22 protein-coding genes, 1 rRNA gene and 1 pseudogene are annotated in these 20,490 nt (G+C 74.1%); 15 read left to right on the forward strand and 9 right to left on the reverse strand.

Annotated features, from left to right (window positions below):
* Nucleotides 1-114 (forward strand): 5S ribosomal RNA (gene rrf, locus AC2H4J_RS00005); the annotation flags it as partial.
* 122 nt (nucleotides 115-236) lie between these two features.
* On the opposite strand, the gene AC2H4J_RS00010 is transcribed toward rrf, so the two are convergent.
* Genes AC2H4J_RS00010 through AC2H4J_RS00020 form a run of 3 tightly spaced genes read right to left on the reverse strand, consistent with a single transcriptional unit; the run spans nucleotide 237 to nucleotide 2,199 of the window.
* Nucleotides 237-932: a hypothetical protein gene (locus AC2H4J_RS00010; protein WP_487462768.1), complete on the reverse strand. Its 696-nt coding sequence runs from the start codon at nucleotides 930-932 to the stop codon at nucleotides 237-239.
* Nucleotides 929-1,840: an ATP-binding cassette domain-containing protein gene (locus AC2H4J_RS00015; RefSeq protein WP_487462769.1), complete on the reverse strand. Its 912-nt coding sequence runs from the start codon at nucleotides 1,838-1,840 to the stop codon at nucleotides 929-931. Before AC2H4J_RS00015 ends, AC2H4J_RS00010 begins: the two co-directional genes overlap by 4 nt.
* Complete coding sequence (locus tag AC2H4J_RS00020; RefSeq protein WP_487462770.1) at nucleotides 1,837-2,199, reverse strand: GntR family transcriptional regulator; 363 nt, start codon at nucleotides 2,197-2,199, stop codon at nucleotides 1,837-1,839. The genes AC2H4J_RS00015 and AC2H4J_RS00020 overlap by 4 nt, the downstream gene beginning before the upstream one ends.
* A gap of 50 nt (nucleotides 2,200-2,249) precedes the next feature.
* Here AC2H4J_RS00020 and allB point away from each other — a divergent pair.
* Nucleotides 2,250-3,557: pseudogene (gene allB, locus AC2H4J_RS00025) on the forward strand (allantoinase AllB); the annotation flags it as partial.
* Between the two features lie 124 nt (nucleotides 3,558-3,681).
* On the opposite strand, the gene AC2H4J_RS00030 reads toward allB, so the two are convergent.
* Entirely contained in the window at nucleotides 3,682-3,852 is a 171-nt protein-coding gene (locus AC2H4J_RS00030; RefSeq protein WP_487462771.1) for a hypothetical protein, read from the reverse strand.
* Between the two features lie 84 nt (nucleotides 3,853-3,936).
* On the opposite strand from AC2H4J_RS00030, the gene alc reads away from it, so the two are divergent.
* From alc to AC2H4J_RS00045, 3 genes are all read left to right on the forward strand, one after another.
* The gene (gene alc, locus AC2H4J_RS00035; RefSeq protein ID WP_487462772.1) at nucleotides 3,937-5,058 is read left to right on the forward strand and encodes an allantoicase; all 1,122 of its coding nucleotides are present in this window, start codon (nucleotides 3,937-3,939) and stop codon (nucleotides 5,056-5,058) included.
* Nucleotides 5,059-5,132: 74 nt separating this feature from the next.
* The gene (locus tag AC2H4J_RS00040; RefSeq protein WP_487463684.1) at nucleotides 5,133-5,444 is read left to right on the forward strand and encodes a DUF4333 domain-containing protein; all 312 of its coding nucleotides are present in this window, start codon (nucleotides 5,133-5,135) and stop codon (nucleotides 5,442-5,444) included.
* Between the two features lie 22 nt (nucleotides 5,445-5,466).
* Entirely contained in the window at nucleotides 5,467-6,855 is a 1,389-nt protein-coding gene (locus AC2H4J_RS00045; protein ID WP_487462773.1) for an 8-oxoguanine deaminase, read from the forward strand.
* Between the two features lie 15 nt (nucleotides 6,856-6,870).
* Here the strand turns inward: AC2H4J_RS00045 and egtE are convergent, their stop codons facing one another.
* A complete protein-coding gene (egtE, locus tag AC2H4J_RS00050) occupies nucleotides 6,871-7,983 on the reverse strand; it encodes an ergothioneine biosynthesis PLP-dependent enzyme EgtE (RefSeq protein ID WP_487462774.1) in 1,113 nt (370 codons plus the stop codon).
* A gap of 32 nt (nucleotides 7,984-8,015) precedes the next feature.
* On the opposite strand from egtE, the gene AC2H4J_RS00055 reads away from it, so the two are divergent.
* The 5 genes from AC2H4J_RS00055 (at nucleotide 8,016) to AC2H4J_RS00075 (ending at nucleotide 12,042) form a co-directional block, all read left to right on the forward strand.
* Nucleotides 8,016-8,501 (forward strand): DUF309 domain-containing protein, encoded by a 486-nt coding sequence (locus tag AC2H4J_RS00055; protein WP_487462775.1) that lies wholly within the window; start codon nucleotides 8,016-8,018, stop codon nucleotides 8,499-8,501.
* Complete coding sequence (locus AC2H4J_RS00060) at nucleotides 8,498-8,938, forward strand: SRPBCC domain-containing protein (protein WP_487462776.1); 441 nt, start codon at nucleotides 8,498-8,500, stop codon at nucleotides 8,936-8,938. The genes AC2H4J_RS00055 and AC2H4J_RS00060 overlap by 4 nt, the downstream gene beginning before the upstream one ends.
* A gap of 23 nt (nucleotides 8,939-8,961) precedes the next feature.
* A complete protein-coding gene (locus AC2H4J_RS00065; RefSeq protein WP_487462777.1) occupies nucleotides 8,962-10,461 on the forward strand; it encodes an NAD-dependent malic enzyme in 1,500 nt (499 codons plus the stop codon).
* A 70-nt stretch (nucleotides 10,462-10,531) separates the two neighbouring features.
* Nucleotides 10,532-11,386 carry an Fpg/Nei family DNA glycosylase gene (locus AC2H4J_RS00070; protein ID WP_487462778.1) on the forward strand — a complete coding sequence of 285 codons (855 nt, stop codon included), beginning with the start codon at nucleotides 10,532-10,534 and terminating at the stop codon, nucleotides 11,384-11,386.
* Nucleotides 11,383-12,042 carry an HAD family hydrolase gene (locus tag AC2H4J_RS00075; protein ID WP_487462779.1) on the forward strand — a complete coding sequence of 220 codons (660 nt, stop codon included), beginning with the start codon at nucleotides 11,383-11,385 and terminating at the stop codon, nucleotides 12,040-12,042. The genes AC2H4J_RS00070 and AC2H4J_RS00075 overlap by 4 nt, the downstream gene beginning before the upstream one ends.
* Here the strand turns inward: AC2H4J_RS00075 and AC2H4J_RS00080 are convergent.
* On the reverse strand, nucleotides 12,027-12,161 hold the full coding sequence (locus AC2H4J_RS00080) for a hypothetical protein (protein WP_487462780.1): 135 nt from the start codon (nucleotides 12,159-12,161) through the stop codon (nucleotides 12,027-12,029). The genes AC2H4J_RS00075 and AC2H4J_RS00080 overlap by 16 nt on opposite strands.
* 121 nt (nucleotides 12,162-12,282) lie before the next feature.
* Nucleotides 12,283-13,488: an MBL fold metallo-hydrolase gene (locus AC2H4J_RS00085; RefSeq protein WP_487462781.1), complete on the reverse strand. Its 1,206-nt coding sequence runs from the start codon at nucleotides 13,486-13,488 to the stop codon at nucleotides 12,283-12,285.
* Nucleotides 13,489-13,659: 171 nt separating this feature from the next.
* Between AC2H4J_RS00085 and AC2H4J_RS00090 the strand changes: the two genes are divergently transcribed.
* From AC2H4J_RS00090 to AC2H4J_RS00100, 3 genes are read left to right on the forward strand one after another with little or no spacing between them, the layout of a single operon-like run.
* Nucleotides 13,660-13,809 carry a hypothetical protein gene (locus AC2H4J_RS00090; protein ID WP_487462782.1) on the forward strand — a complete coding sequence of 50 codons (150 nt, stop codon included), beginning with the start codon at nucleotides 13,660-13,662 and terminating at the stop codon, nucleotides 13,807-13,809.
* 46 nt (nucleotides 13,810-13,855) lie between these two features.
* On the forward strand, nucleotides 13,856-14,956 hold the full coding sequence (locus AC2H4J_RS00095) for a saccharopine dehydrogenase family protein (protein WP_487462783.1): 1,101 nt from the start codon (nucleotides 13,856-13,858) through the stop codon (nucleotides 14,954-14,956).
* A complete protein-coding gene (locus tag AC2H4J_RS00100) occupies nucleotides 14,953-16,185 on the forward strand; it encodes a glutamate mutase L (RefSeq protein ID WP_487462784.1) in 1,233 nt (410 codons plus the stop codon). The genes AC2H4J_RS00095 and AC2H4J_RS00100 overlap by 4 nt, the downstream gene beginning before the upstream one ends.
* On the opposite strand, the gene AC2H4J_RS00105 is transcribed toward AC2H4J_RS00100, so the two are convergent.
* Both AC2H4J_RS00105 and AC2H4J_RS00110 read right to left on the reverse strand, forming a co-directional pair.
* Nucleotides 16,166-17,605: a PH domain-containing protein gene (locus AC2H4J_RS00105; RefSeq protein ID WP_487462785.1), complete on the reverse strand. Its 1,440-nt coding sequence runs from the start codon at nucleotides 17,603-17,605 to the stop codon at nucleotides 16,166-16,168. The two genes, AC2H4J_RS00100 and AC2H4J_RS00105, sit on opposite strands and share 20 nt — an antisense overlap.
* Nucleotides 17,602-18,114 (reverse strand): PH domain-containing protein, encoded by a 513-nt coding sequence (locus AC2H4J_RS00110; RefSeq protein ID WP_487462786.1) that lies wholly within the window; start codon nucleotides 18,112-18,114, stop codon nucleotides 17,602-17,604. Before AC2H4J_RS00110 ends, AC2H4J_RS00105 begins: the two co-directional genes overlap by 4 nt.
* Before the next feature lie 36 nt (nucleotides 18,115-18,150).
* Here AC2H4J_RS00110 and AC2H4J_RS00115 point away from each other — a divergent pair, with 36 nt between their 5' ends.
* Entirely contained in the window at nucleotides 18,151-18,480 is a 330-nt protein-coding gene (locus tag AC2H4J_RS00115; RefSeq protein ID WP_487462787.1) for a rhodanese-like domain-containing protein, read from the forward strand.
* A gap of 299 nt (nucleotides 18,481-18,779) precedes the next feature.
* Complete coding sequence (locus AC2H4J_RS00120) at nucleotides 18,780-20,486, forward strand: DUF4331 domain-containing protein (RefSeq protein ID WP_487462788.1); 1,707 nt, start codon at nucleotides 18,780-18,782, stop codon at nucleotides 20,484-20,486.
* Nucleotides 20,487-20,490: the final 4 nt, after the last annotated feature.

Consider the following 20,490-nt stretch of genomic DNA (forward strand, 5'->3'; position numbering starts at 1 on the left):
GGCGGCCATGGCGAGAGGGAAACGCCCGGTCTCATTCCGAACCCGGAAGCTAAGCCTCTCAGCGCCGATGGTACTGCCCTGGAGACGGGGTGGGAGAGTAGGACGCCGCCGGACAACCATTCCCGAAGGGGCCCCAGCCGACAGGCTGGGGCCCCTTCGTCGTCCCCGGAAACAACGGCGGACGGCGGTTTGTGCACTAACCGTCGCGGCGGTTAGTGCACAAGCCGCCGCCGCGGTCAGGGGACGACTCGGCGGATACCGCGGAATGTGGCCGCGGCGAGGACGAGGGCCAGGGCTACCGGTAAGCCGACGGCGAGCGTGGCGAGCGACTGGCCGGTCAGCCACGTCCCGATGCTGCCCCAGGCCCGCAGCCAGGTGATGAGCGAGACCAGCCCGCCCAGCGCCAGCATGGCCACGATGATGAAGCCCCACACGCCGGAGGGGCCCCAGCGCTTGGACACCACGCCGAAGCCGATACCGGCGAAGATGCAGGCCAGCATCGGGGCGCCGGACACCAGGACCTGCAACAAGACGTTGTCCGCCCGGATGGCAGGCGGCGTCCAGAAGTCCAGGCCCACACCCCATCCGCCGGTCGCCCTCTCCAGCCTGCTGAGGATCGTGAGGGCCACGCCGTATGCGAGCGCCGAGCCGACTCCGACCAGCGAGATGCTCAACCAGTAGGTACGGCGGCTCAGGCTCATCGCCATCGCGAACGGCAGCAACTGGGTGACCGCCTGGACGAACACCACGGCCACCGTGACGTAGAGCGAGGCCACCCCGCCGGTGAAGGCATCGGGTTGATCGCCGAGGCCGGCGAGCGACCAGACGCCCCAGTTGATGACGAAACTGGACGCCGCGATCGCCCACGGGATGCCGAGGATGGCGGCCGGATGGATCAGCTGCAGGCGCGCCGCAGCGAGCACGCGGTTCATCGGGGCATCTCCTCGAGGTCGTGAGCCCGGTGGTCGGACCGGGTGCGGTCGATGTGCAGGCTCATCGCCACGACGAGCTGCTGCAGGGTGGTGGGCTCGGTGTGCAGCCCGGCTTCGGCGACGCCGTCCACCGGTCCGAGCAGGCGGACGACCGCCCGGCTGTGGCCACCGAGTGTCTCGGTGTGCAACAGCTCGTGCCGGCCGGCGAAGACGGCCACGGCGTCGCGCGGCCCGGTCACCGTCAGGGCACTTCCGCGCAGCGCCTCCGCGTCGGTGTCGAGCAGCACCCGGCCCCGTTCGATGAGCAGGACGCGCTCCAGCAGGCCGGAGATCTCCTCGATCAGGTGGGTCGAGAGGACGACGGTGCGGGGGTCCTCCGCGTAGGCGGCCAGCAGCCGGTCGTAGAACAGCTGCCGCGCCACGGCGTCCAGGCCGAGATACGGCTCGTCGAAGAGGGTGACCGGTGCGCGCGACGCGAGCCCGATGACGATGCCGACCGCGGACGTCATGCCGCGCGACAGCTTCTTGATCGGACGCCCCAGCGGCAGGTCGAAGTCGCGCACCAGCGACCGTGCCAGGGCGCCGTCCCAGGCGGGGAACATGAGCGCCGCACTGTCCAGGGCGTCGCGGACCCGGAAGTGGTCGGGATAGCGCTGCCCCTCCTTGATGAAGCAGATGCGCCCCAGGACGGCATCGTTCTCGAACGGCCGGCCGCCGAACACCTCGACGCGGCCGCTGGTCGGCACCCGATGGCCCGCCAGCAGCTGCATCAGCGTGGTCTTCCCGGCGCCGTTGCGTCCGAGGAGCCCGGTGATCGCGTCCTGCTCGATGACGGTGCTCACGCGATCGAGGGCCGTGTGCTCGCGGAAGCGCATGGTGACGTCGTCCAGGGTGGCGGCGGCGGTCATCGGGGGTCCTCCCAGCGGTCGATCATGGTGGCGAGCTCCCGGGTGGAGATGCCGAGCTTGGTCGCCTCCGTCATCAGGGGGCGCAGGTACTGGTCGGCGAACTCGCTGCGCCGCCGCTTGAGCAGCTGCTCGCGAGCGCCGGTTGCCACGAACATCCCGACTCCTCGTCTCTTGTAGAGCACCCCGTCGGTGACCAGCTGGTTCAGGCCCTTCGCCGCGGTGGCGGGGTTGATGCGGTGGAAGGCGGCCAGCTCGTTCGACGACGGCGCCTGGCTCTCCTCGGCCAGGGATCCGTCGACGATCGCGTTCTCGATCTCTGCCGCCACCTGGCGGAAGATCGGTCCGGCGTCCTCGTTCATCGCCGGCTCCAGCCAGGGCGCGCATGGTCCCTGGGTTCGTTACTCATGTAATGAACCATAGAAGCGCGAGGGGTCCGGCGCAAGAGGCGCGTCGGTTGCCACCGGCGCCCCGACTGGCCTATGCATCCACCGTGGAGAACGAGGTCAGCGGCCGGCTCGTCGTCCGAGGCGGGCGTGTCGTGCTGCCGGACGGCGTCCGGCCGGCTGCGGTGCACACGGCAGGCGGCCGGATCATCGCCGTCACGGCGTACGACGACGCGCCCGCCCACGCCGTCACCCTGGCCGACGACGAGGCGCTGCTGCCCGGCCTGGTCGACAGCCATGTGCACGTCAACGAGCCCGGGCGCACCGCCTGGGAGGGCTTCGCCTCCGCGACCCGCGCCGCGATCGCCGGTGGCGTCACGACGATCGTCGACATGCCCCTGAACTCGATCCCCGCGACGACCTCCGTCGAGGCGTTGCACGTGAAACGGGACGCGGCGAAGGGCCAGGTCGCGGCCGACGTGGCCTTCTGGGGCGGCGCCGTACCCGGGAACGTCGACCAGCTGCGGCCACTCCTGGCCGCCGGCGTCGTCGGGTTCAAGTGCTTCCTGCTCGACTCCGGAGTGCCGGAGTTCCCCCCGCTGGACGACGCCGGACTGCGCGCGGCGCTCGCCGAGCTGGCCGCGGTCGAGGGGTTGCTCATCGCGCACGCCGAGGACGCCGCCGTCATCGAGGCCGCACCGGAACCCGAGGGCGCCAGCTATGCCGCCTTCCTCGCTTCACGGCCCGGTGCGGCCGAGGAGACGGCGATCGGCGGGCTGGTGGCGGCCGCCCGCGACACCGGGGCGCGCGTGCACGTCGTCCACCTCGCGGACGGCGACGCCCTGCCGCTGCTGCGGCAGGCCCGGGCGGACGGGGTGCGGATCAGCGTGGAGACCTGCCCCCACTACCTGACGTTCGCCGCCGAGGAGGTGCCCGACGGGGCGACGTCCTTCAAGTGTTGCCCGCCGATCCGCGAGCGGACCCACCGCGACGCGCTCTGGGCCGCCCTCGAAGACGGCGACATCGACCTGGTGGTCAGCGACCACTCCCCCTGCACCCCGGACCTCAAGCGGCTCGACGAGGGCGACTTCGGTGCCGCCTGGGGCGGGATCGCCTCGCTCCAGGTCGCCCTGCCGGTCGTGTGGACCGGCGCCCAGGCACGGGGAATCGGGCTCGACGCCGTCGCCGGCTGGATGGCCACGGCGCCGGCCCGGCTCGCCGGACTGTCCGGAAAGGGCGCGATCGCCGTCGGCAAGGACGCCGACCTGGTGGCCTTCGCTCCCGAGGAACGGTGGACGGTCGGCGATCTCGAGCACCGCAACCCGGTCACGCCCTACACCGGCCGGCCCCTGACGGGCGCCGTCCGCCGGACGTGGCTGCGGGGGCGGGCGGCCGCCGGGGGGGGCTGGGGGGGCGGCCGCCCGACGGGTCACCGATCGGCCGGCTGCTCGAGCGGGGCTAGGCCTCGCTGCCCTTCGTGCCGCTCTCGTCGAACTTCTTCGGGTCGGCGTCGCTGCCGCCCTCGGGGTCGGGGTTTCCGAGCGCGGTCTCCGCCGGCAGGTCTTCGACGTACTCCTTGGCGCGGGCTTCGAGGTCTGCTTTGGAGTCAGGGCGATCGGGCGTGGTCATGGCTGCTCCGGAAGAGTCGCAAGTGGGTGGGCCCCGCACGTGCCACAGTGATCCGCGCCGATCCCGACCGCAACAGGGAGTCCGATGACCGACTTCGCCCGTCTGCCCGACCTGGCGAGCCGCGCGCTGGGCGGGGCGGTGGTTGCCGCCAACGACGAGTTCTTCGCGGCCAAGGAGAACCTCGTGCTGCCCGAGCCACCCGCCGAACGGACGGCGTTCGGTCACAAGGGCAAGGAGTACGACGGGTGGGAGACCCGGCGCCGTCGCACACCCGGGCACGACTGGGCGATCGTCCGGCTCGGGGCGCCCGGCGTCGTGGCCGGGGTCGTCGTCGACACCGCGTTCTTCAGTGGCAACTACCCGTCGCGCGCCTCCGTCGACGGGGCCGCGATCGAAGGGCACTGCTCGGTCGACGAGCTGCTCCGGGCCGACTGGCAGCCGCTGCTGCCGCTGACCGACCTCGCCGGCAACAAGTCCAACTACTTCCCGGTCTACTCCGACCGCCGCATCACCCACGTGCGGCTCAACATCCATCCGGACGGCGGGGTCGCCCGGCTGCGGGTGCACGGCACGGTGCTGCCCGACCCGCGCCTGGTCGACACCGGCCCGTTCGACCTCGCCGCGCTCGAGAACGGCGGCCGGATCACGGCAGTCAGCAACGAGTTCTACGGCCGGCCCGCGCAGCTGATCGCCCGGGGGCTGGCCCGCTCGATGGGCGAGGGCTGGGAGACCGCCCGCCGTCGGGACTCGGGCAACGACTGGGTCGAGGTGGCGCTGGCGTGCGAGGGCGTCGTCACCCTCGCCGAACTGGACACCTCCTACTTCCTCGGCAACGCCCCGGGTACCGCCGCGCTGACCGGGCTCGGTTCCCACGGCGAGGTGCAGCTGCTGCCCCGCACCCGGCTGCAGCCCGACACCCGGCACCGGTTCGTCGTCGAGGGCGCGCCGGGCGTCACCCGGGTGCGACTCGATGTGTATCCGGACGGCGGCATGGCGCGGCTTCGGCTGTGGGGCCGTCCCACCCCGGCCGGACGCGCGGCACTCGGACGGCGGTGGTTCGACGCGCTGCCCGACGTCCAGGCGCTCGAGGTGCTCGGTGCCGTCGGACTGCCCCCGCAGGAGGCCGGCCGGCTGATCCGCTCGCGTCCGGTGTCCGGGGAGCTGCCCCCGGCGGTGGCGAGGCTGCTCGACGGGCCGGCCGGCTGAGCCCGCGCGGGAAACGGTGGGCGGCCACGGGTGCCGCGGCTAGGGTCGCGCACCACCGCCTCCGAGGAGCCGCCGTGCCCCGCCGCCTTCCCCTGATGGCCGCCGTCCCCGTCCTGCTCGCCGGCCTGTCGGCCTGCGGGGACACCGCCGTGCTGACCGCCGACGAGGTCGCCACCAAGGCGGAGGACGCGCTCGAGCACCAGATCGGCGTCCGGCCCTCCATCAGCTGCCCGGACGACGTCAAGGCCGAGGTCGGTGCGACGACCCGGTGCACGCTCACCGCCCCCGACGACCCGACCGAGTACGGCGTCTCGGTCAAGGTGAACGAGGTGAAGGGCACCAGCGCCACGTTCGACATCCACGTCGACGACCAGCCGTCCGGGTGAGAGGGACGGGCAGGATGCCCCCGTGGACACCCCGGAGCGCGCGGACCTGCTGATCACCGACGCCGAGCTCGTCGCGACCGTCGACGACGCCGGAACCGAGATCCCCGGCGGGTGGGTCGCGGTCACGGGCGGAGCGATCAGCGGGCTGGGCGGACCGGGTGACCCGCCGCCGGACGCCGTCCGCACGATCGACGCGCGCGGCTGCCTGGTGACGCCGGGCCTGGTCAACACCCACCACCACCTGTACCAGAACCTGACCCGGGCGTTCGCGCCGGCGCTGACCGGTGGCCTGTTCGACTGGCTCGTCACGCTCTACCCGCTCTGGTCGCGGCTGGACGAGGAGGCCGCGTACGTCTCGGCGTACGTCGGGCTGACCGAGCTGGCGCTCGGCGGCTGCACCACGTCCACCGACCACCTGTACGTGCACCCCCGCGGCGCCGGCGACCTGATCGCGGCCGAGATCGCGGCCGCCCGCGACCTGGGCATCCGGTTCTCCCCGACCCGCGGGTCGATGTCCCTGTCGGTCAAGGACGGCGGGCTGCCGCCGGACAGCGTCGTGCAGGACGACGACGAGATCCTGGCCGAGTCGCAGCGGCTGGTCGAGGCGCACCACGACCGTGACCCGCTCGCGATGACCCGGATCGCGCTCGCCCCCTGCTCGCCGTTCACCGTCTCGACGTCGCTGATGGTCCGGACGGCGGAGCTGGCCGAGCAGCTCGACGTCCGGCTGCACACCCACCTGTGCGAGACGCAGGACGAGGACGAGTTCTGCCTCGCCCGGTTCGGTCGCCGTCCGGTCGACTACCTGTCCGACGTCGGCTGGCTGAGCGACCGGGTGTGGCTGGCGCACGTGGTCTGGCCGAACCCCGAAGAGGTCACCCGGCTGGGCGCCGCGCGGGTCGGCGCGGCGCACTGCCCGTCGTCCAACATGATCCTGGGCAGCGGCCTGTCGCCGGTGGGCGAGCTGCGGGCCGCGGGCGCGCCGGTCGGCCTCGGGGTCGACGGCTCGGCGTCCGCGGACTCCGCCTCGCTCTGGCTCGAGGCCCGGACGGCGATGCTGCAGGGCAAGCTGCGCCTGGGGGCGGGGTCGATGTCGGCGCGCGATGCGCTCGAGATCGCCACCCGCGGCGGCGCGGCCTGCCTCGGGCGGTCCGGGGAGATCGGGCAGCTGTCGGTCGGGGCGTGCGGTGACCTAGTCGTCTGGGCCCTGGACGGCGCGCAGTTCGCCGGTGCGCTGTCGGACCCGGTCGAGGCGTGGCTGCGCTGCGGGCCGGTCGCGGCCCGGCACACGGTCGTCGGGGGGCGGCTCGTCGTCGAGGACGGCGTCCCGGTGCACGGCGGGCTCGAGGAGCAGCTCGCCGTGCACCGCCGCGTCTCCGAGCGCATCCAGGCGGCCGTCGGCGACGGTTAGTGCACTGACCGTCGTTCAGAGGGCGGCGGCGAGGGCCTCCAGGTCGTCGATCGTGGCGTCGAGGTGCGGGGAGACGCGCAGCACCGGGCCGGTCATCTCCCCCGGCGCCCGCTCCGGGCCGATCGCGCTGGTGACGATGCCGTGCTCGGTGAGCAGCCGGGTGCGGGCGCCGACGACGTCGACGCCGTCGGGCGGGATGAGCGTCGTGGTCGCCGTCGGCTCGTCGAACGGCTCGATGACCCGCCAGCCGTCGACGCCGTCGAGCACCTCGCGCGTCACGCGGCCGATCGCGCCCAGCCGCTCGCGCACCCGGTCGGGGATCCCGGCCAGGTGCTCGCCGACGGCGACCACCAGGCCCACGCGTCCGGCCACGTGTGCCTCCCCGGACTCGAACGCCCGCATCACCGGCACCCCCTCCGGCTCGGGCAGCACTGGGGTGAGCTGCGCGGCGAGCGCCGGGCGCACGCAGAGGACGCCGACCCCGCGCGGACCGGCCAGCCACTTGCGGGAGGTGCTGTAGACGACGTCCGCGCCGAGGTCGGTGTCGGCGTGGCCGAGCGACTGGGCCGCGTCGAGCACCAGGGGCACGCCGGCCGTGCGGCAGAGGGCGGCGACCTCGGCGGCCGGCTGGAGCAGACCGCGGTGACTCGGGATGTGGGTCAGGTGCACGAAGGACGGCGGGTCGTCGGCCAGCAGCCGCTCGACCCCGTCGAGGTCCGCCCGGCCGATGCCGTCGGCGGGCAGAGGCACCGGGCGCAGGCCGTGTGCGCGCAGTTGGGCGATGTTGGGGGCGTACTCGCCGGGCAGGCAGGCGACCCGCGACCCCGCCGGCAGCCGCCAGCCGGAGAGCAGCGCGACGAAGGCGGCCTGGGCCGACTCGACGAACGCGACGTCTGCGGCGGCCATCCCCGCCAGGCCGCCGATCACCGAGCGCCCCTGCTGGAGCAGGTCGTCGGACGCCGCCTCGGCCACGTAGCCGCCCAGCTCCGCCTCGTGCCGCGCGTGGTGCGCGGCGGCCTCGAGCGCGCGGTGGCTCTGCCGGCTGCAGGCGGCGCTGTCCAGATGCCGGCCGGCCGGGCGGGGGCGGGCCTTGCGCCAGGCGGCGCCGAGGTCCTCGTGGGGAAGCACGGCCTCACGGTAGTTGGGGGAGGATCGACCCCATGACCAGTGGCCGGGACCGGGACGCCCAGGGCCGCGCGCGCAACGCTCGACCGCGGGACGCCCTCGGCCGGCCCCTGCCCTACGGTGTCGAAGGAGAGGAGCGCGCCCCGGAGGGCGTCGTCCGCCCGCCCGACCAGGCGCTGGTCGAGGCGCAGGCCCTGCTCGACGCGGGCCGGCCCTTCCACGCGCACGAGGTGCTCGAGGATGCGTGGAAGTCCGCCCCGGAGGAGGAGCGCGAGCTGTGGCGCGGGCTCGCCCAGCTCGCCGTCGGGCTGACCCACGCGCTGCGCGGCAACCCGACCGGCGCGGCGACCCTGCTCGAGCGCGGCGCCGGCAACATCGCCGGCTACGCCGCGTCGCCGCCGCACGGGGTCGACGTCGAGGGGCTGATCCGCTGGGCCCGCTCCGGGGGCGCCGTTCCGCCGCGGCTCCGGCTCGGCATCCCTGGCCGGGGGCTCCCGGGCGGAGGAGACTCCCCGGCGTGAGGAGCTACGAGGCGGTCACCCGCATCGACGCGAGCCCCACGGACGTCTGGGCCCTGCTGACCGACGTCCGCGGCTGGCGGGACTGGGACTCCGGGGTCGACCGCGTGGAGGGCCGGGTCGCGCTCGGGGAGACGCTGACCATCGTCGCGACGATGATCCGCAGCAAGCCGTTCCAGGTCACCGTCACCGAGATCCGCCCGGAGGAGGCGATGCGCTGGCGGGCGGGGCTGCCGTTCGGGACGGCCACCATCGAGCGCACCTACGCCCTCGACGCGCAGGAGGACGGCGGCACGGTGCTCTCCGTCCGCGAGGACCACACCGGCCCGCTCGCCGTCCTGCTCGACCGCCGGACGCCGGACCTCAACCCGTCCTTCCGCCAGTTCTGCGCGGGCCTCAAGGCGCAGGCTGAGGGGAAGATCTCCCGTCCCGCGGGCTGAGCCGGGCGGTTCGCGGTGAGACGATGGCTGCTGTCATGAGCCACGACATCGCGCCCTCCGCCCTGCCCACCGCCGCCAGCACCCCCCGCGGCCCGGTCACCTCGGCCTCCTACTCGATCACCGTCCGGCTGACCGCCGACGGCGACCCGGCCAGCATCGGCCGCATCGCCACCGCCGTGGGGTCCGCCGGTGGCGCGGTCACCGCCATCGACGTAGTAGACAGCCGCTCGGACGGGCTCACCGTCGACGTCACCTGTTCCGCCGCCGACGCCGCCCACTCCGAGGAGATGGTCGAGGCGCTGCGCAACGTGCCCGGTGTCAAGGTCCGCAAGGTCAGCGACCGCACCTTCCTGCTGCACCTCGGCGGGAAGATCGAGGTCAACTCCCGGGTGCCGTTGAAGACCCGCGACGACCTGTCGATGGCCTACACGCCCGGTGTGGCGCGGGTCTGCCTGGCGCTGGCCGATCACCCGGAGGACGTCCGCCGCCTGACGATCAAGGGCAACACCGTCGCCGTCGTCACCGACGGGTCCGCCGTCCTCGGGCTGGGCAACATCGGGCCCGGCGCGGCGATGCCGGTGATGGAGGGCAAGGCGGCGCTGTTCAAGCGGTTCGGCGACATCGACGCGTGGCCGATCTGCCTGGACACCCAGGACGTCGACGAGATCGTGCGCACCGTGGAGCTGATCGCCCCCGGATTCGGCGGCATCAACCTCGAGGACATCGCCGCGCCGCGGTGCTTCGAGATCGAGGCCCGGCTGCGCGAGAAGCTCGACATCCCGGTGTTCCACGACGACCAGCACGGGACGGCGATCGTCGCGCTCGCGGCGCTGAAGAACGCCCTGCGCGTCGTGGACAAGCGCCTCGACGAGGTGAAGATCGTCGTCGCCGGCGGCGGTGCCGCCGGCTCGGCGATCGTGCACCTGCTGCTGGAGGCCGGCGCCGGCCAGGTGCGCGTGTGGGACCGCGAGGGCATCCTCGCCCCGGATGACGCCCGGCTGAACCCGGCGAAGAAGGACCTCGCGCAGCAGACCAACCCGGAGTGCGAGCACGGCGAGCTGCCCGACGCCCTGGCCGGCGCGGACGTCTTCATCGGGGTCAGCGCCGGCAACGTGCTCGCCGTCGAGGACCTCGCCCGCATGGCGCCGAAGGCGATCGTGTTCCCGATGGCCAACCCGACGCCGGAGGTCGACCCGGTGCGCGCCCGTGAGTACGCCACGATCGTCGCGTCCGGCCGGTCGGACCTGCCGAACCAGATCAACAACGTGCTCGCGTTCCCCGGGGTGTTCCGCGGACTGCTGGACGCCCGGGCCACCGAGATCAGCGACGGGATGCTGCTCGCCGCGGCCGACGCCCTGGCCGCCGTGGTCCGGGACGACCAGCTCAACGCGAACTACATCATCCCGAGCGTCTTCGACCCCGAGGTGACGGCCGCGGTGGCCCACGCCGTCGCCGAGCAGGCCCGGCAGGAGCCCGGCGCCACCGTTCACCTCCGCGCCGAGGACGACGCCACCTCCGCATGAGCGGCGGTTAGTGCACTAACCGCCGGATCGGGGGACGGCGGTCGGTGCCGGAACCGGGGATGATCGGCCCGTGCCCGAATTGCCCGAGGTGGAGGCGCTGGCCGCGTTCCTCCGCGAGAACGCCGTCGGCCATGTCCTCGCGCGCGCCGACCTGGCGTCGGTGCAGGCCATCAAGACCTTCGACCCGCCGCTGTCGGCGCTCGGCGGCCTGGAGATCACGGGCGCGGGCCGGCATGGCAAGTTCCTCGACCTCGACGTCTCGGGGCTGCACCTGATCGTCCACCTCGCGCGCGCGGGCTGGCTGCACTGGCGCACCGGGCTGCTGACGGCCCCGCCGAAGCCGGGCAAGGGCCCGCTGGCGCTGCGCGTGCACCTGGACGACGGCAACGGCTTCGACCTCACCGAGCAGGGCACGCGCAAGGGGCTGGCGGTGTACGTCGTCCGCTCGCCGTCCGAGGTCCCGGGCATCGCCCGCCTCGGCCCGGACGCCCTGGCCGTCGACCGCGAGCAGTTCGCCGCGCTGATGGCGAGCCGCAGCGGCCAGCTGAAGGGCGCCCTCACCGACCAGACGCTGCTCGCCGGCATCGGCAACGCCTACTCCGACGAGATCCTGCACGCCGCGAAGATCTCGCCGTTCAAGATGGCGAACAAGCTCGACGACGACGAACTGGTCCGTCTCTTCGACGCCGTGCAGGGCACGCTGCGCGACGCGCTCGCCCGCCAGCAGGGCCAGAAGGCGGCGACGATGAAGGGCGAGAAGCGGTCCGGGCTGATGGTGCACGCCCGCACGGGCCTGCCGTGCCCGGTCTGCGGCGACACCGTGCGCGAGGTGAGTTTCGCCGACACGTCGCTGCAGTACTGCCCGACGTGCCAGACCGGCGGCAAGCCCCTGGCCGACCGGCGGATGTCGAAGCTCCTGCGGTGAACCGGCTGGTCACGTTCGACCTGTTCAGCGCGCTGATCGACTCGCGCACGGGCGCCTCGCGCGTCCTCGGCGAGATTGCGGCGGCGCGGGGCTGGCACATCGACGGCGAGCGGCTCTACGAGGAGTGGGACCGCCGCAACAAGGCCTCGCAGCGCGACGAACCGCGGTGGATCCCGTTCGCCGAGCACTGCACGCGCGCGCTGGCCGCGACCTACGAGGATCTCGGGGTGGCCGGGAACCCGGAGGCGGACGCCGCCACTCTGCTGGGGTCGGTCGGCGACTGGCCGCTGTGGCCGGACGTGGCGGCGGGTCTGCCGTCCCTGGCGGAGCGGTACCGGATCGGCGTCCTGTCCAACGTCGACGACGACGTCTTCGCCCGCACCCGGGTCGCCGGGCTCGTGGCGGATGACGACGTCCTCACCTCCGAAAGGCTGCGGGCCTACAAGCCGCACCCGGACATCTACCGGCGGGCCCGGGGGCGGGCCGGCGGCGGGCTGCTGCACGTGGCGACGTCGGCGCGCGACGTCCGTGGTGCGATCGAGGCGGGCATCGACGTGGTGCGCCTGCGCCGGCCCGGCCACCGGTTGGACCCGAGCGGCCCGGCGCCGGCGCGCGAGGCGGCGGACCTGGGCGAGCTGGGTCAGCTCTTGCCGTAACCCCGGATCAGCCGCCCGGTGGAGAAGTCCTGGTCGCGGGTGTCGGCCAGCCAGTGGTGCCGCCGCGGCCGGTGGATCCAGCGAGAGGTCTTCGGGGTGCGGCTCGGCTCGGCGGTCATGGCGTCCTCCCTGGAGGAACTCGGTCGGCGGCGTCGGTGCCGCTGCACCCATGGTCGTCCGGGATGCGCCTCCGCACGAGTGGCAGGGATGACAGCGATGGCGTCATTCCTGCCATCGCGGTCAGTCCGGGAGCAGCGCGAGCAGGCGGGAGAGCGTGCGGGCCAGGACGGCGCTGCCGAGGCCGGCATCGCCGTGCGCTTCGGGTCCGGCCGAGCCGACCGCCGTCCACCAGTCCTCGGTCGGGGGCGGGTCGAGCAGGTCGATCCGCTGGCCGGGCATCGGGACGACGATCTGCGCGCCCACGCGGTCGGCGGCCGCCACCACCCGCTGCGCGGGCTCGGCCCAGCGGTGGAACGCGAGGTTGAACGTGGCCCAGTGGATGGGCAGGAAGACCTGGCCGCCGAGGTCGCCGTGCGCGCGCATGGCCTCCTCGGGGTCCATGTGGATCGCGTGCCACGCGTCGTTGTAGGCGCCGACCGGCAACAGGGTGAGGTCGAAGGGGCCCAGCCGCGCACCGATCTCGGCGAAGGCCGGCGTGTACCCGGTGTCGCCGCCGAAGAAGACCCGGTGCCGAGGGCCGGCGATCGACCACGAGGCCCACAGCGTCGTGTCGCGGTAGAAGTACCGCCCCGAGAAGTGCCGCGCCTCGGTGCAGGTCAGCGTCAGCTCGCCGACGGTCGTGGTGCCGTCCCAGTCGAGCTCCACGATGCGCTCGTCCGGCACGCCCCACTTGCGCAGGTGCGCACCGATCCCCAGCGGGACGACGAACGGCGCGGACTGGGTGGCCAGCAGCGCGCGGACGGTCGGCAGGTCGAGGTGGTCGTAGTGGTCGTGCGAGATGAGGACGGCGTCGACCTGCGGCAGTTGCCCCAGCGGGATCGGCGGTTCGTGCAGGCGGGTGGGGCCGAAGACCGGGGACGGTGACACCCGGAAGCCCCAGACCGGGTCGACCAGCACGCGGTGCCCGTCGACCTCCAGGAGGGCGCTGGCGTGGCCGAACCAGGTGACGGCGAGGTCGGCGGCGTCGGCCGGGAGCTCGGCGGACGCGAGCGGGATCGGGCCGCCGGGCAGACCGACGTGCCGCTCCTCGTGCCACTGCCGCAGCAGGCCGTCCCGGGTGTTCGCCGGGGGCAGCGCGGGGGTCTCCAGGGTGTTGTGGAACTTGCCCTCGGACCAGTGCGGTGAGCCGGCGACCAGGGGGCGGAGCCGGTGGCGGTGCGCACCGAGCGCGGTCGGCAGGCCCCAGGCGGCGCGGGTGACCCAGCCGACGGGGAAGGCGAGCGCTGCGGCGGTCAGCGCGGTGCTGCGGAGAGCGGAGCGGGACACGCGCCCAGTGTCCCAGCCGGAGCTGGACAACCGCTGCGCCCTGGGCGAGGGTCACACCCCCAGGGGGAGAGTGCGGGGAGGCGACATCGGGGGGCACGGGTGGCAGCACCGGGCCCTCGCGTCCATCGAGTGGCCAGCCCAGCGACTGCCCGTGAGTGGGAAGCTGGAGCCATGACCGAGTCCCGACAGGTACCGCCCGACGAGGAGGGCGGTGACCCCGCGTGCTGGATCCGGCGGGTCTGCCCGGCGTGCGGGCGGCTGGCCGACGAGGACCCGCCGACCCGCTGCCCGGCCTGCGGCGCCGAACTGCCCGACGACTGAGGGACGCCGGTGATCATGGCCGGCGGCCGTCGATAGGGTCGGCGGGGTGACCGCCCGCATCGTCCTGTTCGGCGCGACCGGCTACACCGGCGCGCGCACCGCCGAGGCGCTCGTCGCCCGGGGCGCCCGCCCCGTGCTCGCCGGCCGCGACCCCGCACGCCTCGAGCGCCTGGCCGCCCGCCTGGGTGGCGTCGAGACGGTGCGCGCCGACGTGACCGATCCCCGCTCCGTGCGCGGTCTGCTCGGGCACGGCGACGTGCTGGTCACGACCGTCGGACCCTTCCTGCAGCTCGGCCAGGCCGCGGTCGACGCCGCCGTCGCCGAGGGCGCCATCTACCTCGACTCGACCGGTGAGCCGCCGTTCGTCCGGCGGCTGTTCGAGCGGGACGCCGTCCGCGCGGCCGCCACCGGCGCGGCCCTCGTGCCGGCGTTCGGGCTGGACTACGTGCCGGGCAACCTCGCCGCGGCACTCGCGCTCGCCGAGGCCGGGAAGCTCGCCCACCGCCTCGACGTCGGCTATGCCATGGACGGCGCCTCCGGGCAGGCATTCTCCCGCGGCACGCTCGTCTCGCTGATGGGCGTCCTCTTCGAGCCGGGGTTCGCCTTCACCGGCGGCCGTCTGGGAACCGAGACGGCCGGACGGCGCATGTGGCGGTTCGAGGCCAACGGCCGACCTCGCCGCGGCCTGTCCGTCGGCGGCTCGGAGCACCTCACGATGCCCGGCCTGGCGCCGACGCTCCGGGAGGTCGGCGTCCACCTCGACTGGTTCGGGCCGCTCACCCCGTGGGCGCACCGCCTGGCCCCGCTGTCCGGGCTGACCGGCCGGCTGCCCGGCGCGGAGCGCGCCGCGCGGCGGCTGGCCGGCTTCATCGGCGGCCGGGTCGGCGAGGCGCCGTCGCAGGCCACCCTCGACCGGGCGCGGACCTACACCGTGGCCGAGGTGCGCAGCGGGTCCGGCGAGCTGGTCAGCCGGGTGGAGCTCAGCGGCCCGGAGGCCTACGGGTTCACCGCGCAGATGCTCGCCTGGGGCGCGACGACGGCGGCCGACACCGGGGTGCGCGGCACCGGCACGCTGGGCCCCGTGCAGGCGTTCGGACTCGACGAGCTCACCGCCGGCGCGGCCGAGGCCGGCCTCGGCCGCTCGTGACCGTCGTCTGCGTCGACATCGGCTCCACGTACACGAAGGCCGCCTCCGTCGACCTCGCCACCGGCGCGCTGATCGCCACCGCGCAGGCGCCGACCACCCCGGACGTCGTGGACGGCGTGCTGAGCGCCACGGCGGGCTTCGACGGCGAGATCGTGGCGTGCTCCTCCGCCGGCGGGGGACTGCGGCTGGCCGTCGTCGGCTACGAGGAACTGATCAGCGCCGAGGCGGGCCACCGCGCGGCGCTGTCCGCCGGCGCCCGGGTCGTGCACGTCGCCGCCGGACGGCTGGACGACGCCGCGCTCGCCACCCTGCGGGCCGTCGCCCCGGACGTGGTCCTGCTGGTCGGCGGCACGGACGGCGGCGAGGCCTCCGTGCTGCGGCACAACGCGGCCGCCCTGGCCCAGGCGGGCCGGCCGGTGCCGGTCGTGCTGGCCGGCAACTCCGCCGTCCGCGACGAGGTGGCCGGCGTCCTGAGGGACGGCGGGCTGCCGGTGCGCGAGGCCGCCAACGTGCTCCCCGACATCGGGTTGCTCGCCCCGGAGTCGGCCCGGACGGCGATCCGCGAGGTGTTCCTCGAGCACGTGATCGGCGGCGAGCGGCTGTCGTCGGATCCGCGGCTGAAGCAGTGGGTGCGGGCGGTGACGCCGGACGCCGTCCTGGAGGGGGTCTCGGTGCTGGCCGGCCTGCGCGCCGCGGCGGACGTGCCGGGCGTCGTCGTCCTCGACGTCGGCGGCGCCACGACCGACGTCTACTGCGTGCCAGATCCGGATGCCGAGCAGGCGACGCTGGGCCGGGAGGCCGTGGGCGTGCCCGCGCGGCGGCGGACGGTGGAGGGCGACCTCGGTGTGTCCAAGAGCGTCGACGACCTGCGGGCGGCCGCCGCGGCCGAGGGGCTCGCGGTGGGGGACGATCCGCTGTCGCTCGGCGAGGCGGCGGCGACCGTCGCGCTGCGGCGGCACCTGCGGGCGGAGGCCGCCTACGGCCCGGGGGGCGCGGGGGCCCGCGGAGTCGGCCTCGTCGTCCTCTCCGGGGGCGTGTTCCGCCACGCCGACCCCGCCGCGACCGACGGCGTGGTCGCCCGCCTGGCGGCCGACCGCGGCGGGGCGGGGAGCGTGCTGACCGGAACTCCGGTCGTCGTCGACCGGCGGTACGTGCTGGCCGCGGCCGGGCTGCTGGGCACCGAGCACCCGCAGGCCGCGGCCGGGCTGCTCACGGAGCTGGCCGGCTGAACGTCGCGGCCCACGGCTCCGACGCGGCCAGCGCGAACCCGGCGACGCCGTCCGCGGCCATGTCGACCGCCGCGTAGCCACCGCGCCCGGCGCCGACGCAGGCCACGACGGTGGCCAGCCCCGCGCGGCGCTGGAAGAACGACTGCCGCACCCGCCAGCCGACGACGGCCCGACGCTGCAGGATCGCGTGCTCGCGCGAGAACCAGCCACTGCGGACGCTGAACGAGCGCGGGCCCGCCGCGTGACCGAGCGAGGAGTACCGGCCCAGCCCGACCGGGACGCCGGCGACGACCAGCACGAGCCCGACGACGAGCAGCCACCAGGCGCCGGCGACAACCGTCGCGACCAGGCCGATGGCGGTGACCAGCAGTCCGGGGAGGACCGCGCGCACCACCCGCCGGCGGCGGGCGGCGGAGGGGTGGGCGACCAGGGGGCCGGGCTCCTCGACGATCCGGTGCGCCAGCAGCCACGCCGCGGAGCGCGGGCCGAGCGGCAGCAGCTGGCCGCGGCGGGCGGCGTCCCCCAGCCCGGTGACCAGGGCGTTCACCCGGGCCGCCCCGACCAGCCGCATGCCGGCGCCCTCGACGATCGTGGCGCCGCGGATCCGGTCGATCTCCAGCTCCGTGTGCCGGCGGGTGATCAGCCCGCGCACCGCGACGAGCGACCCGCCGCGGCGCACCAGGCGGAAGCCCCAGTTGACGACGGCCGCGCCCACGACGGACCCGACCACCAGGAGCAGCAGCGCGCCGACCGCCGTCAGCGCGATCGCCCGCATGGTCACCCGAGCCGCGTCGTCCAGGTGCGGCCGCAGGTCGTCGGGCAGTTCCTGGGCCAGGCGGAAGAGCGCGCCGAGCGCGGCCAGCGGGAGGGCGAGGTAGCTGCCCACCAGCGGTGCGTAGAGCAGCCACCGGTTGTCGAAGCGGCCGAACTCCTCCTCGGGGGGAGCGTCCGGCGCCACCACGGGCGCCTGGCGGTGGGTGAGGACGGCGGTGCGCAGCCGGTCGCCCTCGGCGCGGGAGACACCGTCGACGACCAGCTCCTCGTCCTTGTCCGTCGCCCCGGCCGCGGCGTCGATGCGCACCCGCACCAGCCCGAACACGCGGTGCAGCGGCGGCGTCTCCACCTCCACGCCACGGATCCGGTCGTTGGGCACGGTGCGGACCGAGCGCGACAGCAGCCCCTTCGTGACGATCACCGAGCCCGGGCCGTCGGCGTAGGTGAACCTCCACCACGTCAGGGCCGCGGTGCCCAGCGACAGCAGGGTCACGGCGACGACCAGCGCGACGACCGTCGTCCGCCCGCCGTTCAGGCCGGTCGCCGCGACGACCGGGATGACGGCCGGGACGAAGTTCCGCGCCTGCCGGAAGGTGACCGTGTGGACGGCCACGATCAACGGCGAGGTGTGCCGAGCACCGGTCATGTGGCGATGTCGCGGACCTGCTCGGCGCGGTGGGCCAGGTCGTCGGCGACCCGCTGGGCGACGTCGGCCTCCAGGTGCCAGACGCGGACGGTGCCCTGCGACGAGGCGGTCAGCACCGCGACGGTGGACAGCCCGAACAGCTGCTGGACGACGCCGCGGGTGACGTCGACGGTCTGGATGCGGGAGATCGGCACCAGCGTCCAGGTGCGGGTGAGCCAGCCGGTGAGCGTGTAGACCGCGTCGGGGGTGACCTCCCAGCGGTGCACGCGGAAGCGGAACCACGGCCGGACGCCGATGGTCGCCACGGCCCACACCACCGCGGCGACCGGCACCAGCCACCGCAGCAGCGGGAGCGGTCCACCGGCGTCGTCCGGCACGAAGACGGCGAACAGGGCCGCCGCGATGCCGATGCCGAGCGACGAGAGGACGCCCTCGGTCACCCAGAGGCCGATCGCGGACCGCGACAGCGACCAGGCCGGTTCGCGGACGGGGGTCGGGTAGGCGGACATCGGCTCCATCCTGGCAGTGCGACGATGGAGGACGTGATGCCGCAGCAGGTTCCCACCGTTCCCGCGTCCGAGCTCCCGGAGGACGCCGTCGTCCTCGACGTCCGTGAGGACGACGAATGGGCGCACGGCCACATCGACGGCGCGACCCACATCCCGATGGGCGACGTGCCGGCCCGGCTCGGCGACCTCCCCGAGGGCGACCCGGTCTACGTCACGTGCCGCGGCGGCGGCCGTTCGGCGCGGGTGACCGCCTGGCTCAACCAGAACGGCTACGACGCGGTGAACGTCGGCGGCGGGATGGGTGAGTGGGAGGCCGCCGGCCGGCCCATGGTGAGCGAGACCGGCGAGCCCCCCTTCGTCCGCTGAGGGACTGCCGCGCCAGCGGGCGGGTGCGCGGCGTGCCAGGCCGCGCGGTCCGGCGCCGCCGCGTCCCCGAGGTGTGACGCATCGCACGCGACAGACCGGCGAGCTGAACGGCCGCTGGCAAGACGCTGGGAGCTGCCCGACAGCGCCGCTACCTTCGCGGGGTCGCGGGAGAACACGTCTCGGCGAGCGCGCCACCGCTGCGAGCGGCAGATCTGCTCGGTGACCCCTTCTCACCGGATGACCGCGATGTCACGCCGGTGGTCGCCCACGCGCGTGGGCGCCGGGGGAAAGGGACGCAGATGCTCACTTCCGACCGCCTTCTCCGTCGCCGCGACAGGACGGCGACCGCTCTGCTCGCGGCGGGGGGATTGCTCGCGGGATCGGCCGTCATCGGTCTCCTGCCGACGATCGCAGGAGCCTCCAGTCACCGGGAGGCGCCCCTCATCGCCGCCGACCCCGCGGTCGACAACACCGACGTCTACGCGTTCTCCAGCCCGGAGAACAGCGACGACGTGGTGCTCGTCGCCAACTGGATCCCGTTCGAGGAACCCAACGGCGGGCCGAACTTCTACCCGTGGGCCGACGACGCCGAATACCTGATCAACATCGACAACAACGGCGACGCCCTGGCCGACATCATCTACCGGTGGCGGTTCACCACCGACGACCAGCGCGACTCGGAGACCTTCCTGTACAACACCGGACCGGTCGACTCGCTCACCGACCCGGATCTGAAGTTCCACCAGTCATTCACCCTGGACGTCAGCACCGACGGAGGCGCCAGCTATGGCGACCCGATCGCGACCGGTCCTGTCGTGCCGTCGTACACCGGTCAGGCGAGCATGGGCAGCGCCCAGGACTACGTCGACAACCTGCGCACCCCGGCGATCACCGACACCGTCGGTGGGGGCAGGACTCTGGCCACCCAGGCCGACGACTCCTTCTTCCTGGACCTGCGGGTCTTCGACCTGCTCTACGGCGGGAACCTCTCCGAGACCGGACACGACACCCTGGCCGGCTACAACGTCAACAGCATCGTGCTCGAGGTGCCCAAGGCCGAGGTGGCCGTCGGCCACGACCCGGCGGCGAACCCCGTGATCGGCGTCTGGAGCACGACGACGCGGCCCACGCTCCGCAACGCCGACGGCTCCTCCGCGGACTCCGGGTTCACGCAGGTCTCGCGACTCGGTCAGCCCCTGATCAACGAGGTCGTCGTCCCGACGGGGCTCAAGGACGCATTCAACGCGATCAGCCCCGACCAGGACGCCACTGCCGCAGGTGGCGCCGTGGTCGACAGGGTCCTCGACCCCGAGGTGGCGCGCCTGCTCAACAGCATCTACGGCATCCCGGTGCCCGCCCCGCCGCGGTACGACATCTTCGAGGTGTTCCTCACCGGCATCGTCTCCAATGCGAAGGTCGACGTGGACGGGGACCCGGCGACGGACAACCCGATCAACGTCGACCTGAACTCCCAGGCGCTGAATGCCGGTGCCGCGACGTTCCAGCCGTCGGAGATGCTGCGGCTCAACATGTCCCTCACCGGTCCGACCGGCCTGGACATGCAGCCGTTGCACAAGGCCAGCCGGCTCGGCGTCATCGGCGGAGACATCCAGGGCTTCCCGAACGGTCGCCGGCTGGGTGACGACGTCGTCGACATCGAACTGCTCGCCCTGGCCGGCGCCTACGACGCCAACAACCTCGGGACGGCGGCGCCGTTGGCGAACGGCGACGGCGTGGCGAGGAACGACCACGAGTTCAGCGACGAGTTCCCCTACCTGGCCGGTCCGAACACCAAGGCCGTGAACCAGGGTGGCGGGAGTGACGATGCCGCCGAGCACGGTGCCGCGATCGTCCCGGGCGGTTCGGGCAGTTCCGGTGGCGTGCCGGGGGCTCTCGTCCCGGCCCTCACCGGGGGAGCTGCACTCCTGCTCCTCGCGGCCGGCGCCGCCTCACTGGTCAGGTCGCGGTCGGGAACGCGTCGCGTGAACGCCGCTCCGGAGACATGACGGC

Source organism: Blastococcus sp. OS1-29, assembly GCF_057628075.1.

Excerpts from the sequence above, each read along its gene's own strand:
- AC2H4J_RS00105 (WP_487462785.1), bottom strand. The coding sequence starts at position 17,605 with ATGACCGGTGCTCGGCACACCTCGCCGTTGATCGTGGCCGTCCACACG.
- AC2H4J_RS00010 (WP_487462768.1), bottom strand. The coding sequence starts at position 932 with ATGAACCGCGTGCTCGCTGCGGCGCGCCTGCAGCTGATCCATCCGGCC.
- AC2H4J_RS00030 (WP_487462771.1), bottom strand. The coding sequence starts at position 3,852 with ATGACCACGCCCGATCGCCCTGACTCCAAAGCAGACCTCGAAGCCCGC.
- alc (WP_487462772.1), top strand. The coding sequence starts at position 3,937 with ATGACCGACTTCGCCCGTCTGCCCGACCTGGCGAGCCGCGCGCTGGGC.
- AC2H4J_RS00115 (WP_487462787.1), top strand. The coding sequence starts at position 18,151 with ATGCCGCAGCAGGTTCCCACCGTTCCCGCGTCCGAGCTCCCGGAGGAC.
- AC2H4J_RS00015 (WP_487462769.1), bottom strand. The coding sequence starts at position 1,840 with ATGACCGCCGCCGCCACCCTGGACGACGTCACCATGCGCTTCCGCGAG.
- AC2H4J_RS00055 (WP_487462775.1), top strand. The coding sequence starts at position 8,016 with ATGACCAGTGGCCGGGACCGGGACGCCCAGGGCCGCGCGCGCAACGCT.
- AC2H4J_RS00080 (WP_487462780.1), bottom strand. The coding sequence starts at position 12,161 with ATGACCGCCGAGCCGAGCCGCACCCCGAAGACCTCTCGCTGGATCCAC.
- AC2H4J_RS00065 (WP_487462777.1), top strand. The coding sequence starts at position 8,962 with ATGGCTGCTGTCATGAGCCACGACATCGCGCCCTCCGCCCTGCCCACC.
- AC2H4J_RS00120 (WP_487462788.1), top strand. The coding sequence starts at position 18,780 with ATGCTCACTTCCGACCGCCTTCTCCGTCGCCGCGACAGGACGGCGACC.
- AC2H4J_RS00090 (WP_487462782.1), top strand. The coding sequence starts at position 13,660 with ATGACCGAGTCCCGACAGGTACCGCCCGACGAGGAGGGCGGTGACCCC.
- AC2H4J_RS00110 (WP_487462786.1), bottom strand. The coding sequence starts at position 18,114 with ATGTCCGCCTACCCGACCCCCGTCCGCGAACCGGCCTGGTCGCTGTCG.
- AC2H4J_RS00020 (WP_487462770.1), bottom strand. The coding sequence starts at position 2,199 with ATGAACGAGGACGCCGGACCGATCTTCCGCCAGGTGGCGGCAGAGATC.